Origin of the sequence: Pseudomonas sp. KCJK8993 (genome assembly GCF_046230915.1) — a bacterium.
In the GTDB taxonomy this organism is placed as follows: domain Bacteria; phylum Pseudomonadota; class Gammaproteobacteria; order Pseudomonadales; family Pseudomonadaceae; genus Aquipseudomonas; species Aquipseudomonas piscis.
The window spans coordinates 44,802-60,268 of the sequence record NZ_JBJJLO010000004.1; the positions used below are offsets into that span (position 1 = coordinate 44,802).

Here is a 15,467-nt window from a genome sequence, read left to right on the forward strand (position 1 = left end):
AGACGCGCCCACGGCGCGCCGGCCAATGCTACAGAATGCCTGCTACAGCGGCACAACCGCATGCCCAGGCTTTTATTGCAAAGTGTGTTGCTCGATGAAGTCCGACGGTTGCCATCCTTCGCGACTGACCAGCCGATTCAACTCGGCACGGGGCAGGCGAACGGCCAGCAAACTGACACCCTCGTCGTCGTGATCTTCTTTCTGCACAGCGTTCAACTGGAAAAACTGTGCTCGCAGTCGAGCAAAACGCTGGGGCAAGCGCAAGGTGCCCACGAACAAATCTTCCCCCAAAAGCTCGGCGATGGCCTGCTTGAGCAGATCCAGGCCCTGCCCGTCGCGAGCCGACAGCCAGACCCGCTGCGGCTTGCCATCGGGATCACGCTGGATCTGCGGTTCAACCCCCTCGAGCAAATCGAGTTTGTTATAGACCTCCAGGATCGGCAAGTCTTGAGCCCCGATCTCCCCCAGCACCACCATGACCTGCTCGATCTGGGCCATGCGCTCGGGCTCATGGGCGTCGATCACATGCAGCAGCAAATCAGAGTTGCTCGACTCTTCGAGCGTCGCACGGAACGCCTCGACCAGCTTGTGCGGCAAGTGGCGAATGAAGCCCACGGTATCGGCCAGCACGATCGGCCCCAAGTCATCCAGCTCAAGTCGGCGCAAGGTAGGATCGAGGGTGGCGAAAAGCTGGTCTGCCGCGTAGACATCGGACACGGTGACAGCATTGAACAGGGTGGATTTGCCGGCGTTGGTGTAACCCACCAGCGACACCGAGGGGATATCGGCCCGTTTGCGGCCACGACGAGCCTGCTCACGCTGGCTGCGGACCTTTTCCAGGCGAGCCTTGATCTGGCGCAAACGCACTCGTAGCAGACGCCGGTCTGTTTCCAGCTGGGTTTCCCCCGGCCCACGCAGGCCGATACCACCTTTCTGCCTCTCGAGGTGAGTCCAACCACGAACCAATCGGGTGCTCATGTGCTCAAGCTGAGCCAGTTCGACCTGGAGCTTGCCTTCATGAGTACGGGCTCGTTGAGCGAAGATATCGAGAATCAGCCCCGTGCGGTCGATCACGCGACACTCGAATGCGCGTTCGAGGTTGCGTTCCTGGCTGGGCGTGAGGACGTGATTGAAAATCACCAGGTCTACCTGTTCGGCTTTGACCAGGTCGCGTAACTCCTCGACCTTGCCGCTGCCAACCAGGTATTTGGCGGTTGGCCGATGACGCGGCACGCTGATAAACGCGACGGTCTCGGCGCCGGCCGATACTGCCAGCTCCTGAAACTCCTGCGGATCTTCGCGCGCCTCAGGGTCCTGACCTTCCAAGTGAACGAGAATGGCTCGCTCACCACCACCGTGGCGCTCAAAGAACAAAGGAGACTCCTATCAGGCGTTACCTGGCTCAGCGTCACCCTGTTCGGATTCGGATGCGCTAGGCAGGCGAATCGGGCGAACTGGAACCACTGTCGAGATAGCGTGCTTGTAGACCATCTGGCTGACGGTGTTTTTCAGCAGGATGACGAATTGGTCGAAGGACTCGATCGTGCCTTGCAGCTTGATGCCGTTGACCAGATAGATGGAAACCCCAACTTTCTCTTTACGCAATGTATTCAAGTAAGGGTCTTGTAGCGAATGCCCTTTTGACATGTGCCGCACTCCTTTAAGGATCAATAATAAAAACCGGAAAACAGATGACCAAAGCCGTCACACCCCCAAGGATAGACGGCAATTGCAAGGACTCAGCCCAATATGGAGATCGTCCCTAAGTATTTCAAGGCGCGTGGCAGATTGTCGCAATCCAAGCTGTCCAACCATTGCAGGCCGGACCAGCTGCGTAACCAGGTAAACTGGCGTTTCGCCAATTGGCGCGTGGCGATGATGCCTCGCTCCTGCATTTCGGCGAACGTCAACTTGCCATCCAGGTGATCCCAGACTTGGCGGTAGCCCACTGCACGTATAGACGGCAACCCGGCATGCAGGTCACTTCTCGAACGCAGAGCTACGACCTCATCGATGAATCCCTGTTCCAACATTTGTGTGAATCTTTGTGCAATACGCTGGTGCAGTACCTGGCGATTCGCCGGAGCGATGGCCAGATTGGCGACAGTATAGGGCAATTGGCCGTGTCCCGAAGCGCCTGCTTCGGTACTTTGCGCCAATTGACGCTGACGATGGGCCGTCATCGTCAGGCCACTGGCCCGATAGACCTCCAATGCCCGGGTCAAACGCTGGGGATCATTGGGATGGATCCTCGCCGCGGATTCCGGGTCCACCACCGCCAACTGCTCGTGTAGCGCCTGCCAGCCAAGACGCGCCGCCTCTTCTTCCAGCTCGGCGCGGATCTGCGGGTCCGCCGGCGGCATATCCGCCAGGCCTTCGAGCAGCGCCTTGTAATACAGCATCGTGCCCCCCACCAGCAGCGGGATCTTGCCCCGAGCGGTGATATCGGCCATCGCCGCCAGGGCATCGGTGCGAAAATCCGCCGCCGAATAACTTTCGGCCGGGTCGAGGATATCGATCAGGCGATGGGGAAACTGCGCCAGCAGCTCCTTGGAGGGCTTGGCGGTGCCGATGTCCATGCCGCGATAGACCAGCGCCGAGTCGACACTGATCAATTCGCAGGGCAATACCTTGGTCAACTCGATGGCCAGGTCGGTCTTGCCCGCCGCGGTCGGGCCCATCAGGAAAATCGCGGGAGGAAGCTGGGTCATCAACGGCCGCGCAAAAAGAGTTTGTCCAGGTCGTCCAGGCCCATCTGGGTCCAGGTCGGCCGGCCGTGGTTGCACTGGCCGCTGCGCTCGGTGTTTTCCATGTCGCGCAGCAGTGCGTTCATCTCCGGAATGGCCAGGCGCCGGTTGGCGCGCACGGCGCCATGGCAGGCCATGGTTCCCAGTAGTTCGTTGAGGTGGGCCTGGATACGATCACTGGTACCGTATTCCATCAGGTCGGCCAGTACGTCCTGCACCAGGCGGTTGGCCTCGGCCTGCTTGAGCAACGCGGGAATCTGCCGAATCGCCAGGCTCTCGGGGCCCAGGCGCTGCAATTCGAAGCCCAGGCGCTGGAACCACTGGGCGTGTTCCTCGGCGCAATCGGCTTCGCGTTGGCTCAACGCCAGCGATTCGGGCACCAGCAGCGGCTGGCCACTGAGCCCTTCGCTGGCCATGGCCACCTTCAGCCGCTCGTACATGATCCGCTCATGGGCGGCGTGCATGTCCACCAGCACCAGGCCAATGGCGTTCTCGGCCAGGATATAAATGCCCTTGAGCTGGGCCAGGGCGTACCCCAGCGGTGGAATGTCGCCCTGGCTTTGCGGCAATGCACCGCTTGCGCTCGGGGCAGTTTCCAGCGGCGCATAGAACTCGCGGTAGACCGCCTGGCTCTCCCCGGCATTCACTGGCTGCGCTGGGCGTGGCGTGTACTGATATTGATAACCCGCACCCGCTCCACTCGAGGAAAACGCCGGACACTGCTCACCCTGGGGCTGTTCGAGTACCGGCGAAGCCAGGCGCATCTCGCCCTGGGGCCCGAACTCACCCGCCTGCAGGCCGGTCGGGCGGACCATCTCGGCAGTCGAGGCGGGAGCCGCCAGCTGGTCCTCCGGACGCACGTCGGCCAGGGCCCGGTGCAGGGTGCCATACAGGAAGTCGTGGACCATCCGCCCTTCGCGAAAGCGCACTTCGTGCTTGGTCGGATGCACGTTGACGTCGACCCCAGTGGGATCGAGCTCGAGGAACAGCACGAACGTCGGGTGCCGGCCGTTGAACAGCACGTCACGGTAGGCCTGGCGCACCGCATGGGCCACCAGCTTGTCGCGCACCGCGCGGCCGTTGACGAAGAAGTACTGCAGGTCCGCCTGGCTGCGCGAGAACGTCGGCAAGCCGACCCAACCCCACAGGCGCAGGCCGTTGCGCTCGACCTCGATCGGCAGCGCCTGCTCGAGGAAGCCCGGGCCGCAGATGGTACCCACGCGCCGGGCCCGGGCCATATCGTCGACGGCCTCGTGCAGGCTGAAGATGGTCTTGCCGTTGTGGCGCAGGTGAAAAGCCACGTCGAAGCGCGCCAGCGCCAGGCGCCGGATGACCTCTTGCAGATGGTCGAACTCAGTCTTCTCGGCCTTGAGGAACTTGCGCCGGGCCGGGGTATTGAAGAACAGGTCGCGCACCTCCACCGAAGTGCCGACCGGATGCGCCGCTGGCTGCACCCGTGGGGTCATGTCGCGGCCTTCGGTTTCCACCTGCCAGGCCTCGCTGGCCTCGGCGGTACGCGAAGTCAGGGTCAGCCGGGCCACCGAACTGATCGACGCCAAGGCCTCGCCGCGAAAACCGAGGCTGAGCACGCCTTCGAGATCTTCCAGCTCACGAATCTTGCTGGTGGCGTGGCGCGCCAGGGCCAGCGGCAAGTCGTCAGGCGCTATACCACTACCGTTGTCACGTACCCGCAACAGCTTCACGCCACCTTGCTCGACCTCCACCTCGATCCGCCGCGCGCCGGAGTCCAGGCTGTTTTCCAGCAATTCCTTGGCCACCGAGGCCGGGCGCTCGACCACCTCACCAGCGGCGATCTGGTTGGCAAGGCGCGGGCTGAGCAGCTCGATGCGCGAACCACCGAATACCGATTCACTCATTCCTTGGCCGCCAATTCAGTACCGGGGATGGTCAGGACCTGCCCCACTTTCAATTCATCACCCTTGAGGTTGTTGGCACTGCGCAAGGCAGCGGCCGGAACCTGGTAGCGCACCGCGATCATGGCCAGGGTTTCTCCCGGGTTGACCCGGTGGTCACGGGGACCCTGGGCGATCTTTCCGGAATCCCGCAGCCAGGCGATATAGGTGCCTGGGGGCGGATTCTGCTGGAAGAACTGTCGCACGCCGCTGCTGATGGAGCGCGCCAGGGCCTGCTGGTGGCTGGCAGTGGCCAGCTTGGAGGCCTCGTTGGAGTTGGAGATGAAGCCGGTTTCCACCAGGATCGAAGGAATGTCCGGTGACTTGAGCACCATGAACCCAGCCTGTTCCACCCGCTGCTTGTGCAGAGGCGTGACCCGGCCGATGTTGTTCAACACCTTCTGCCCGACGTTCAGGCTGGAGGTCAGGGATGCGGTCATCGATAGGTCCAGCAGTACCCCGGCCAGCATCCGGTCCTTGTCATCGAGGCTGACATTGCCGGCACCACCGATCAGGTCGGAACGGTTCTCGCTGTCCGCCAGCCAGCGCGCGGTTTCCGAAGTGGCGCCGCGCTCGGACAGGGCGAACACCGAAGCACCGAAAGCCGCCGCGGACGGCGCGGCGTCGGCGTGGATCGAAACGAACAGGTCGGCGCCCTTCTTGCGGGCGATCTCGGTCCGGCCACGCAGAGGGATGAAGTAGTCGCCGGTACGGGTCAGCTCGGCACGGTAGCCCTTGACGCCGTTGATCTGGCGCTGCAGTTCGCGGGCGATGGACAGCACCACGTCCTTCTCGTGCTGGCCGCGGGAGCCGGACGCGCCCGGGTCCTCGCCGCCGTGGCCGGCATCGATCACCACGATGATGTCGCGTTTACCCGCCGGGGCCGGAGGCAGCTTGATCGCCGGTTCTGCCGGCGTGACAGGCACCGCCGGGACGGTGGCCACGGCTGGCGGCGGCGCAGTCGGCGGCGCTGCGTCGGCCGGGTTGTCGAACAGGTCGACCACCAGGCGGTTGCCGTACTGGGCATTGGGGGCCAGGGTGAAGCTCTTCGGCGTGACGGCCTTCTTCAAGTCCACCACTACCCGCAGGTCCGTGGGGGTACGCTGCGCCGAGCGCATGGCGGTGATCGGGGTATTGGCCGTGGCGACATTCAGCGAACCACCTAGGGTGGCGCCATTGATATCGATCACCAGACGATCCGGGGCCGTGAGGGTAAAGACGCTGTGTTGAACCGGGCCGGACAGGTCGAATACCAATCGCGTGTTATCCGGTGCCCGCCAGAGGCGGACGCTGCGAACCTGTGTAGCGGCCACAGCATCGACGGCCAATGCCGTAAGCAATAGTCCTACGACAGCAACCAACGCGCGAATGCGCATACCTAACCCCATCAATTATTGAATTCCAACGCCAAAGCGGCACACCAGGACTCGCCTCGCGAGCCTTGAGACAATAGATGTACGCAACGCCCATTATTTTGCGGGGTAATGGTAATGGTCAGGTCGGGCTTTGGCAAAAAGCCTGCACCGCGCTGGGGCCACTCCAGGAGGCACAGGGCATCGCCTTCGAAATAGTCGCGGATCCCCAGGTACTCCAGCTCCTCCGGATCGACCAGGCGATACAGATCGAAGTGGAAGGCCCGCACCGCACCAACCTCATAAGGCTCGACCAGGGTGAAGGTCGGGCTCTTCACCGCGCCAGTGTGGCCCAGGCCGCGGATGATCCCCCGGGACAGCGTGGTCTTGCCCGCCCCCAGGTCCCCTTCGAGAAAGATCACCCCCACGCCACCGGTGATTCGAGCAATGCGTGCACCAAATTCCACCATGGCCTGTTCGTCGGCCAGATAAAGGGTTAACTCAGACACGGTGCTTGCTCCTCCAACAACTGACGAATGGCTGGAATCAGATCACTGGCCGCCAGCCCACGGCCCATTTTTCCTTGCTGCTCGCCGGCACTGGCATGCAGCCAGACCGCCAGGCAAGCTGCCTCGAACGCCGGCAGGCCCTGGGCCAGCAGCGCACCGAGCAAACCCGCCAGGACATCGCCCAGGCCGGCCGTAGCCATCGCCGGATGCCCAGCATCGCAGCGGGCCAACCGCCCATCGGGGCTGGCCACCAGGCTGCCCGCACCCTTGAGCACCGCCACCACACCATACTTGCGACTCAAGGCAAGGGCCGCCGCCGGGCGTTCGGCCTGGATATCCGCAGTGGCCAGCCCCAGCAGTCGCGCCGCTTCCCCCGGATGCGGGGTCATCACGCTGCCGCTCGGCACCTGCAGGCCACCCAGGGCCAGCAGGTTCAGGGCATCGGCATCCCAGACCTGGGGCAACCGTGCATTGGCCGCCGCCGATAGCAGGCTGCGCCCCCACGCGCCCTGGCCCAGGCCAGGACCGGCGACCACCACCGTGGCCCGGGCCAGCAGCTCCATCAACTGGTTGGCCGAGTGCGTACCCCGGGTCATGACCTCGGGCAGCCGGGCGCCGGCTGCCGCCACGTGTTCGCTGCGAGTGGCCAGCGACACCAGGCCCGCGCCGCCGCGCAAGGCACTTTCGGCCGCCAGCAGCGCGGCGCCGGCAAACCCTCGGTCGCCACCGATCAACAGCACATGGCCGAACTGGCCTTTATGGGCGTCCATTGGACGGGCAGCCAGGCGCGGCAACTGACCGGCCGTCAGCGGCTGGATGTCTGGCAAGGGGTGTTTTGTCTGCGGCATGCGTCTTCCAGCTCCGATGTCTGGCAGAATTATACGCACCTCAGTAGTCGGTTTCTCTCGCCTCATGTCCGCCATCACCCAGGATCTTCCCGCCCTCGCCCAATCCATCAAGGACTGGGGCCGCGAACTGGGCTTCCAGCAAGTCGGCATCAGCGGCCTGGACCTTGCCGAACACGAAAGCCACCTGGAACGCTGGCTCGCCGCTGGCTACCACGGTGAAATGGAATACATGGGCGCCCACGGCAACAAGCGCTCGCGTCCTGCGGAACTGGTGCCCGGCACCCTGCGCGTGGTTTCGCTGCGCATGGACTACCTGCCCGGCGACACCCAGATGGCCCAGCGCCTGGCCCAGCCATCCAAGGCCTATGTCTCGCGCTATGCCCTGGGCCGCGACTACCACAAGCTGATCCGCAAGCGTGTGCAGCAACTGGCCGAGCGCATCCAGCAGGTCATCGGCCCCTTCGGCTACCGCGCCTTCGTCGACAGTGCGCCAGTGCTGGAGAAAGCCATTGCCGAACAGGCCGGCCTGGGCTGGATCGGCAAGAACACCCTGGTCCTCAACCGCAAGGCCGGCAGCTACTTCTTCCTCGGCGAGCTGTTCGTCGACCTGCCACTGCCAGTGGATGCCCCCCACGCCAGCGAACATTGCGGACGCTGCACTGCGTGCCTGGACATCTGCCCGACCAACGCCTTCGTCGGCCCTTACCAGCTGGACGCCCGGCGCTGCATTTCCTACCTGACCATCGAGTTGAAGAACGCCATTCCCGAAGAACTGCGCCCACTGATCGGCAACCGGGTATTTGGCTGCGACGACTGCCAGATCGTCTGCCCCTGGAACCGTTTCGCCCGCACCTCGGGAGAGGGCGACTTCAAGCCCCGGCACAACCTGGACAACGCCGAACTGGCGGAGCTGTTCCTGTGGGATGAAGAGCAGTTCCTGAGCAATACCGAAGGCTCACCGCTGCGGCGCGCCGGCTACGAGCGCTGGTTGCGCAACCTCGCGGTGGGCCTGGGCAACGCACCATCCACCATTCCGGTGCTGGAAGCCCTGAAGGCCCGCCAGAACTACCCGTCGGAGTTGGTGCGCGAACATGTGCAGTGGGCCCTGGCCCAGCATGCCAGCCGTCAATGTTCGTCGTTGTAGACGAACTTGGGCATTTCCCAGTGGAAGCGAATCGCCAGCAAGCGCAGCAGAAAGCCACCGAACAAGGTGATCAGGATCGACTGCTCGCCGGGTAGTTGCAGATAGATGCACAGCATGTAGCACCAGGCAGCGGCGAAGGACACGCTGGCGTACAGCTCACGACGGAAGATCAGCGGAATATCGTTGCAGAAGATATCCCGGAGAATGCCGCCGAAGACCCCGGTGATCACCCCGCTGACCGAAGCCACCAGCATGCCGTGGCCCATCTCCAGGGCGGTCATGCAGCCGATCAGGGTGAAGGCCACCAGACCGACCGCATCGAGCACCAAAAACAGCGAGCGCAAATGGCGCATCAAGGGGGCGATGAAGATCGTCACCAGGGCCGCCACCGACGTCAGCACCAGGTACTCGGGATGCTTGACCCAGGTCAGCGGGTAATGCCCGAGCAGCACATCGCGCACCGAACCGCCGCCCAGGGCGGTGACACAGGCGATCAGGACCACGCCGAACCAGTCCATGCCGCGACGTCCGGCAGAAAGGGCGCCAGTCATGGCTTCGGCGGTAATGGCGATCAGATAAAGCATCAACAACATGTTGGCGGTCCCTTCAAGAAGGCGCGCAGTCTACTCAGTTGGCGCGGGCACCAAAAGAGGGCGGCAGCGGGCACGAGGCAACCGGCCCGCTCGCCAGCATGTTCAGAGCTTGATGAAGTGCTTGCGGTAGTGCTGCAGCTCGGCGATGGATTCGCGGATGTCGTCCAGGGCCAGGTGAGTACCGCCCTTCTTGAAGCTGTCGCGCACCTCGGGTGCCCAACGGGCAGCCAGTTCCTTGAGGGTCGAGACGTCGAGGTTGCGGTAGTGGAAATAGCTTTCCAGGCTCTTCATGTGGCGATAGAGGAAGCGCCGGTCCTGGCAGATGCTGTTGCCACAGATCGGCGACTTGCCCTTGGGCACCCATTGCTCCAGGAAGGCGATGGTCCGGGCCTCGGCCTCGGCCATGTCGATGCGGCTCTCACGCACCCGCTGGGTCAGGCCGGAGTTGCCGTGCTGGCGAGTGTTCCACTCATCCATGCCGGCGAGAATCTCGTCGCTCTGGTGGATGGCGATGACCGGTCCTTCAGCCAAGGTATTCAGGTTGCTATCGGTGACGATGGTCGCCATCTCGATGATGACGTCGGTGTCGGGGTTCAGACCGGTCATTTCCAGATCGATCCAAATCAGGTTCTGCGGGTTTTGCATGGGTGGGCTCCTCGGCGTGGTTGCGCAGTTTAGCCTAGAGGGCCTGCCCGGCGTGCTAAACTCGCCGCCGTTTTACCCAATCGCCGTAATTATCGACACGGAACATCAATGGCCAAACGCCAGCTCAATCGCCGCCAGAACTGGCGCATCGAAAAGATCCAGGGTGAGCGCGCAGCCCGCGCCGCCAAACGCGAGTCCTCCGTCATGGAGGCGCTGGAAGGGGGCGACCTGGGGCCGGAACAGACCGGCCTGGTGATCGCCCACTTCGGCGTCCAGGTCGAAGTCGAGGCCCGCGAAGGCGAACTGGCCGGCCAGGTGTTTCGCTGTCACTTGCGGGCCAACCTGCCGGCGCTGGTGACCGGCGACCAGGTGGTCTGGCGCGCCGGCAACCAGGGCATAGGGGTGATCGTCGCCCAACTGCCCCGCAGCACCGAGCTCTGCCGCCCCGACAGCCGTGGCCAGCTCAAGCCGGTAGCGGCCAACGTCGACATGATCGTGATCGTCTTCGCGCCCATGCCAGAACCCCACGCCAACCTCATCGACCGTTACCTGGTGGCCGCCGAACATGCCGGGATCCGTCCCTTGCTGCTGCTGAACAAGGCCGACCTGATCGACGCGCAGAACGCCCCGGCGCTCAACGCCCTGCTGGCGGTCTATCGCCAGCTGGGCTATCCGCTGCTGGAAGTCTCGGCCCATCACGGCGACGGCATGGAGCAACTACAAGCGCTGCTCGATGGCCGCATCAGCGTGTTCGTCGGCCAATCGGGGGTGGGCAAGTCATCCCTGGTCAACAGCCTGCTGCCAGACGTCTCCACCCGGGTCGGCCCGCTGTCGGAATTTTCCGGACAGGGCACCCACACCACCACCACCGCCCGGCTGTTCCACTTCCCCGGTGGCGGCGAGCTGATCGACTCCCCCGGCATTCGCGAATTCGGCCTGGGCCACGTCAGCCGCGCCGACGTCGAAGCCGGCTTCATCGAGTTCAACGACCTGCTGGGCACCTGCCGCTTCCGTGACTGCAAGCACGACCGAGAGCCCGGCTGCGCTCTGCTCAAGGCCCTGGAAGAGGGCCGCATCCAGCAACAGCGAATGAACAGCTACCGCTCGATCATCGCCAGCCTGCCCGACGACAGCTACTGACCCTGCCTCCACGCAGAAACGACTAGGCCGCGATCATCGCGGCCTAGTCGTTTTTACCTGGCGGTTCCCGGCGTGGCCGTGGGGGCCGTTGCTGGCGCAGCAGGTGCAGGCGTTTTGCCCGCCGCGCCCTGCTCATCCATTTTCAGCACCCCGTCCTCGAAGATGTTCAGGCGCTGGCGCACTTCGTGGGCCGGCAGTGGTTCGCTACCCGGTGGCAAGGCGTGCGGATCGACTGTCGCCCCCGGTACCTCGCCAGGGGCTCCAGTGCCCTGGGTCGGCGCCGGAGCTTTCTGGTCGCCCTGCTCGCCCTCGATGGCGCGCTGGGCCCGCTTGGTCAGCACCACGATGTCGATACGCCGGTTGACCGGGTTGAACGGATCCTTGCGATCGAACAGCGCCGACGAAGCGAAACCCACCACCCGCGCCACTTGCGGATCAGGATACCCCCCGGCAACCAGCGCCCGGCGAGCAGCATTGGCACGGTTGGCCGACAGCTCCCAGTTGCCGAACTCGCCGCTGCCCGAGTAAGGCGTGGCGTCGGTGTGGCCGCTGATGCTGATCTTGTTCGGCACCGCCTTGATGGTGTCGGCCATGGCCAGCAGGATGTCTTCGAAATACGGCTTCAGGCGGGCACTGCCGGAGTCGAACATCGGCCGGTTCTCGGCGTCCATGATCTGGATGCGCAAGCCGTCAGGCGTGATCTCGAAAAGAATCTGGTCCTTGAACTTCTGCAGCTGGGGATTTTCCTCGACCTTGTTCTGCAATTCCTGCAGCAACAGTTCAAGACGCTCGCGCTCGACCTGTTCGGCCATGCCCTCCACCTGCTCGGAGTCCACCGTGACCTTGTCCGGCTGGGGCTGGGACTTGATCTCGGGGTTCAGGGTGTTTTCCGGCGCCAGCTCCGGCGAGCCGCCCAGGTCGATGATGTAGGGCGTACCGCTTTCGGAAAAGCCGATCGGGTCCTTGAAGTAACCGGCGATGGCGATCTTCTGTTCCGGGGTGGCCGTGGACAACAGCCACAGCACCAGGAAGAACGCCATCATCGCCGTGGCGAAGTCGGCGAAGGCAATTTTCCAGGCGCCCCCGTGATGTCCGCCGGCGAAGCGCTTGACGCGCTTGATGATAATCGGCTGATTGTTTTCCATGACTTAGCGACCGCGAACCGCTTGTTCCAGCTCGGCGAAGCTCGGACGGTGCGCCGGGTACAGAACCTTACGCCCGAACTCCACCGCCAGCGAAGGCGGCATGCCGGAAGCGGAGGCCACCAAGGACGCCTTGATGGCTTCGTAGACGTTCAGCTCTTCCTTGGCATCGTGGGCCAGGGAATGGGCCAGCGGGCCGAAGAAACCATAGGCCGCGAGAATACCGAAGAAGGTACCTACCAGCGCCGCACCCACGTGCAGGCCGATGGACTTCTGGTCACCGTCACCCAGGGACGCCATCGTCACCACGATACCCAGTACCGCCGCGACGATACCGAAACCAGGCATGCCGTCGGCAATACCGGTGACCGCATGGGAGGGATGCTCGAGTTCTTCCTTGAGGCTGAACAGCTCCATGTCGAACAGGCCTTCCAGCTCATGGGGAGCCATGTTGCCGGAGGACATGATGCGCAGGTAGTCACAGATGTAGGCGGTCATGCGCTCGTCTTTGAGCACCGCCGGGTACTTGGCGAAGATCGGGCTGGCGGCTGCGTCCTCGATATCGCCTTCGATGGCCATCATGCCTTCGCGGCGGCTCTTGTTGAGGATCTCGTAGATCAGGCCCAGCACTTCCAGGTAGAAGGTATGGGTGAAACGCGAACTGAACATCCCCAGGGATTTCTTGACGACGTGCATCGTCATGTAGCCAGGGTTGGCCTGGAGGAATGCACCAAAAGCCGCACCGCCGATGATCATGACCTCGAAAGGCTGGATCAGCGCTGCGATCTTGCCGTGGGAAAGCACGTATCCGCCGAGCACGCTAGCGAATACGACGATGATGCCGATAATTTTAGCCATAGATAGGAGAGTACTTATGAGTCGGGTTCAAGGTCATATTCGGAAGTTCTTAAAACTCTTCTTCTACTTATCGGCAAAACTGCGCCAGACTATAGCCAGTTAAGGCGAAAAGCCAGTTTGGCCCACTCCGGGCGTGTTCCCAGCAGACAATGATTGCGCCCGACCATGTCCAATGAAACCAGCACCCCGCACTCTGCGCCCAGCTCTCTAGACGCCTGGCTCAAGCTTCTCTGCGCCGTGCGCCTGCCGGTGCCGCAAGCCAGCCATGACCGGGTCTGCAAGGCCATCGCCAATAATCGCAGTTCGCTGCGGGAAATCGCCGACCTGATGCAAGATAGCCCGGCATTGGCCCTTAGCGTGATCCGCGAGGCCAACCGGCATACCCACGGCAGCATGAGCGAGCCGGCGGAGAACCTGGAAATCGCGGTCAACCGCCTGGGCCTCAAGCGTACCCAGGAATTGCTGGAACAACTGCCGACCCTGCCCGAAGCGCAAATTCCCCAGGCCCTGCGGCAGCTGCAGCTGATCAGCCGGCACGCCACCCAACAAGCCAACGGTTTCTTCGCCGGGCGCCTGGCCCGCCTGTGGCAGGACATCCACTGGGGCAGCCTGCTGTTCCTCTCTCCCCTGTGGGCCATGGCCTTGAGCTACCCCACGCTGATGGAAGAGTGGGAGCTGCGGGTCATCTACAAGCACGAGTCGGCGCGCAAGGTTGAACTGCAATTGTTCGGCGTACGCCTGATGGAGGTCTGCCAAGCCCTGGTTCAAGCCTGGCACCTGCCGATCTGGGTGCAACAGGGCTACCGCCTGCTGACCAGCGAGCAACACCTGCTGGCCAAGGTCATGCTGATCGCCCGCGACAGCGACAACCCGCTGCGCCAGCAACAGCGCCTGGACGACGACCCGGAACTGCGGCGCTGGCTGAACCAGCCGGCCAACTGCGTCCTGCTGGCCAACGGCATGGCCCTGGCGGCGCAATTCTCCTGGAACAACCCCCACGGCCAGCGCTGGCAGAACCTCACCGCCCTGTACCTGCAGATGCCGGTCGCCGAGGTCCAGCAGCAGTTGCACCAACAAGCCGCCAACAGTGCCCGCAACGACAGCCAGCCCGATCTCTGGCATCCGGCCCAGGCCCTGCTCTGGCCCTGGAACGTGCGCCGCCTGCACAATGGCGAGCTGCCCGCACCAGCGCCGACCGCCCTGGAACTGGCCAAGTGGCGCCAGCTGTGCAGCGAGCTGCTGCTCGAGCCGAGCCCCTTCACCAATGCCGTGCACCTCACCGGTTGTGCCCGGGATGCCCTGGCAGCGTGTGGCATGCGGCGGATCATGCTGCTGATGGTCGATCGCAGCCACAGCCAGTTGCGAGTGCAACAGCTGCATGGCCTGCCCAGGGAAGCCGCCGGGCTGAGCCTGCAAGCCAAGCAAAGCCCATTGCTGCAGCGCCTGCTGGAGAAGTCCGCGCAGATCCGCCTGACCCCGGACAACTATCGGCAATTCGCTCCTCACCTGCCCGGGGCCCTGCGCCAGCTGTTCCGTGGCGAGCACCTGCTGATCCGCTCGCTGTCCTGCAATGGTCGGGTTCTGCTGCTGGCGATCGCCGACCAGGGCGGCGTGCCCTTGGCCGAAACCAGCGTCCAGGCCTTCGGCAAGACCGCCCAGTGCATCGAGAAAGCCTTGCACAGCTTTACCAACCGCAGCCAGTAGCGCTTGCGCTACAATTCCACCCTTTGTGCCCTGGGGACCTGACATGTCTGACTTTTCCGGCTTGCCGCTGGTCATCGAACCCGGCGACCTGCTCGCCCGTCTCGACGCCCGCGAACTGATCCTGGTCGACCTGACCAGCGCCGCCCGCTATAGCACCGGGCATATTCCCGGGGCACGCTTCGTCGACCCCAAGCGCACCCAGCTCGGCCAGGCGCCAGCCCCCGGACTGCTGCCACCCAAGGCCGCCCTCGAGGCGCTGTTCGGTGAACTCGGACACAACCCCGACGCGGTCTATGTGGTGTATGACGATGAGGGCGGCGGCTGGGCCGGACGCTTCATCTGGCTGCTGGATGTGATCGGCCACCCGCACTATCACTACGTCGATGGCGGCCTGTCGGCCTGGCTGGCGGAAAGCCTGCCGGTATCCACCCAGGTACCGTCAGCCGTCGGCGGCCCGGTGCCCCTGACCCTGCACGACCAACCTACCGCCACCCGCGAGTACCTGCAGAGCCGCCTCGGCGCCGCCGACCTGGCCATCTGGGACGCCCGCGGCCCGCTGGAGTATTCGGGCGAAAAGGTCCTGGCCGCCAAGGGCGGGCACATTCCCGGCGCAGTGAATTTCGAATGGACCGCCGGCATGGACCAGGCCCGCCACCTGCGCATCCGCCGTGACATGCCGCAGATTCTCGAGAGCCTGGGCATCAGCAAAGACAAAGAAGTGATCACCCACTGCCAGACCCACCACCGCTCCGGCTTCACCTACCTGGTGGCCAAGGCGCTGGGCTATCCACGGGTCAAAGGCTACGCCGGCTCGTGGGGCGAATGGGGCAATCATCCCGATACGCCCGTAGAGATTTAAGGTTTTTAAGGAC

General features: G+C 63.7%; 15 protein-coding genes. 4 read left to right on the forward strand and 11 right to left on the reverse strand.

The window, feature by feature from the left end:
• Nucleotides 1-72 precede the first annotated feature (72 nt).
• The 7 genes from hflX to ACK6AU_RS02610 all read right to left on the reverse strand — a co-directional run bounded on the left by hflX (nt 73) and on the right by ACK6AU_RS02610 (nt 7,369).
• Nucleotides 73-1,374, reverse strand: coding sequence for a ribosome rescue GTPase HflX (hflX, locus tag ACK6AU_RS02580; RefSeq protein WP_263014122.1), 1,302 nt, complete (start codon nt 1,372-1,374; stop codon nt 73-75).
• 12 nt (nt 1,375-1,386) lie between these two features.
• On the reverse strand, nt 1,387-1,647 hold the full coding sequence (gene hfq, locus ACK6AU_RS02585; RefSeq protein WP_007921378.1) for an RNA chaperone Hfq: 261 nt from the start codon (nt 1,645-1,647) through the stop codon (nt 1,387-1,389).
• 92 nt (nt 1,648-1,739) lie between these two features.
• Nucleotides 1,740-2,711, reverse strand: a complete 972-nt coding sequence (miaA, locus tag ACK6AU_RS02590; RefSeq protein WP_409297589.1) for a tRNA (adenosine(37)-N6)-dimethylallyltransferase MiaA — start codon at nt 2,709-2,711, stop codon at nt 1,740-1,742.
• Complete coding sequence (gene mutL, locus ACK6AU_RS02595; RefSeq protein WP_409297591.1) at nt 2,711-4,624, reverse strand: DNA mismatch repair endonuclease MutL; 1,914 nt, start codon at nt 4,622-4,624, stop codon at nt 2,711-2,713. Before mutL ends, miaA begins: the two co-directional genes overlap by 1 nt.
• A complete protein-coding gene (locus ACK6AU_RS02600; RefSeq protein WP_221775112.1) occupies nt 4,621-6,048 on the reverse strand; it encodes an N-acetylmuramoyl-L-alanine amidase in 1,428 nt (475 codons plus the stop codon). The genes mutL and ACK6AU_RS02600 overlap by 4 nt, the downstream gene beginning before the upstream one ends.
• Nucleotides 6,048-6,521 carry a tRNA (adenosine(37)-N6)-threonylcarbamoyltransferase complex ATPase subunit type 1 TsaE gene (gene tsaE, locus ACK6AU_RS02605; RefSeq protein WP_409297593.1) on the reverse strand — a complete coding sequence of 158 codons (474 nt, stop codon included), beginning with the start codon at nt 6,519-6,521 and terminating at the stop codon, nt 6,048-6,050. Before tsaE ends, ACK6AU_RS02600 begins: the two co-directional genes overlap by 1 nt.
• Complete coding sequence (locus ACK6AU_RS02610; protein ID WP_409297595.1) at nt 6,509-7,369, reverse strand: NAD(P)H-hydrate dehydratase; 861 nt, start codon at nt 7,367-7,369, stop codon at nt 6,509-6,511. The genes tsaE and ACK6AU_RS02610 overlap by 13 nt, the downstream gene beginning before the upstream one ends.
• Before the next feature lie 64 nt (nt 7,370-7,433).
• Here ACK6AU_RS02610 and queG point away from each other — a divergent pair, with 64 nt between their 5' ends.
• Complete coding sequence (gene queG / locus ACK6AU_RS02615) at nt 7,434-8,513, forward strand: tRNA epoxyqueuosine(34) reductase QueG (protein WP_409297597.1); 1,080 nt, start codon at nt 7,434-7,436, stop codon at nt 8,511-8,513.
• Here queG and ACK6AU_RS02620 read toward each other — a convergent pair.
• Together ACK6AU_RS02620 and orn are read right to left on the reverse strand one after the other, a co-directional pair.
• Nucleotides 8,495-9,106: a trimeric intracellular cation channel family protein gene (locus tag ACK6AU_RS02620; RefSeq protein WP_185697503.1), complete on the reverse strand. Its 612-nt coding sequence runs from the start codon at nt 9,104-9,106 to the stop codon at nt 8,495-8,497. The two genes, queG and ACK6AU_RS02620, sit on opposite strands and share 19 nt — an antisense overlap.
• 102 nt (nt 9,107-9,208) lie before the next feature.
• Nucleotides 9,209-9,751 (reverse strand): oligoribonuclease, encoded by a 543-nt coding sequence (gene orn, locus ACK6AU_RS02625; RefSeq protein WP_185697502.1) that lies wholly within the window; start codon nt 9,749-9,751, stop codon nt 9,209-9,211.
• 108 nt (nt 9,752-9,859) lie between these two features.
• Between orn and rsgA the strand changes: the two genes are divergently transcribed.
• Nucleotides 9,860-10,891 (forward strand): small ribosomal subunit biogenesis GTPase RsgA, encoded by a 1,032-nt coding sequence (rsgA, locus tag ACK6AU_RS02630; RefSeq protein WP_185697501.1) that lies wholly within the window; start codon nt 9,860-9,862, stop codon nt 10,889-10,891.
• Between the two features lie 53 nt (nt 10,892-10,944).
• Here rsgA and motB read toward each other — a convergent pair whose 3' ends face one another.
• Together motB and motA are read right to left on the reverse strand one after the other, a co-directional pair.
• Nucleotides 10,945-12,036 (reverse strand): flagellar motor protein MotB, encoded by a 1,092-nt coding sequence (gene motB, locus ACK6AU_RS02635; RefSeq protein ID WP_409297600.1) that lies wholly within the window; start codon nt 12,034-12,036, stop codon nt 10,945-10,947.
• 3 nt (nt 12,037-12,039) lie between these two features.
• Nucleotides 12,040-12,891, reverse strand: coding sequence for a flagellar motor stator protein MotA (gene motA, locus ACK6AU_RS02640; RefSeq protein WP_185697499.1), 852 nt, complete (start codon nt 12,889-12,891; stop codon nt 12,040-12,042).
• Between the two features lie 165 nt (nt 12,892-13,056).
• On the opposite strand from motA, the gene ACK6AU_RS02645 reads away from it, so the two are divergent.
• Both ACK6AU_RS02645 and rhdA read left to right on the forward strand, forming a co-directional pair.
• A complete protein-coding gene (locus ACK6AU_RS02645) occupies nt 13,057-14,595 on the forward strand; it encodes an HDOD domain-containing protein (RefSeq protein WP_409297602.1) in 1,539 nt (512 codons plus the stop codon).
• 43 nt (nt 14,596-14,638) lie between these two features.
• Complete coding sequence (gene rhdA, locus ACK6AU_RS02650) at nt 14,639-15,454, forward strand: thiosulfate sulfurtransferase (protein ID WP_185697497.1); 816 nt, start codon at nt 14,639-14,641, stop codon at nt 15,452-15,454.
• Nucleotides 15,455-15,467: the final 13 nt, after the last annotated feature.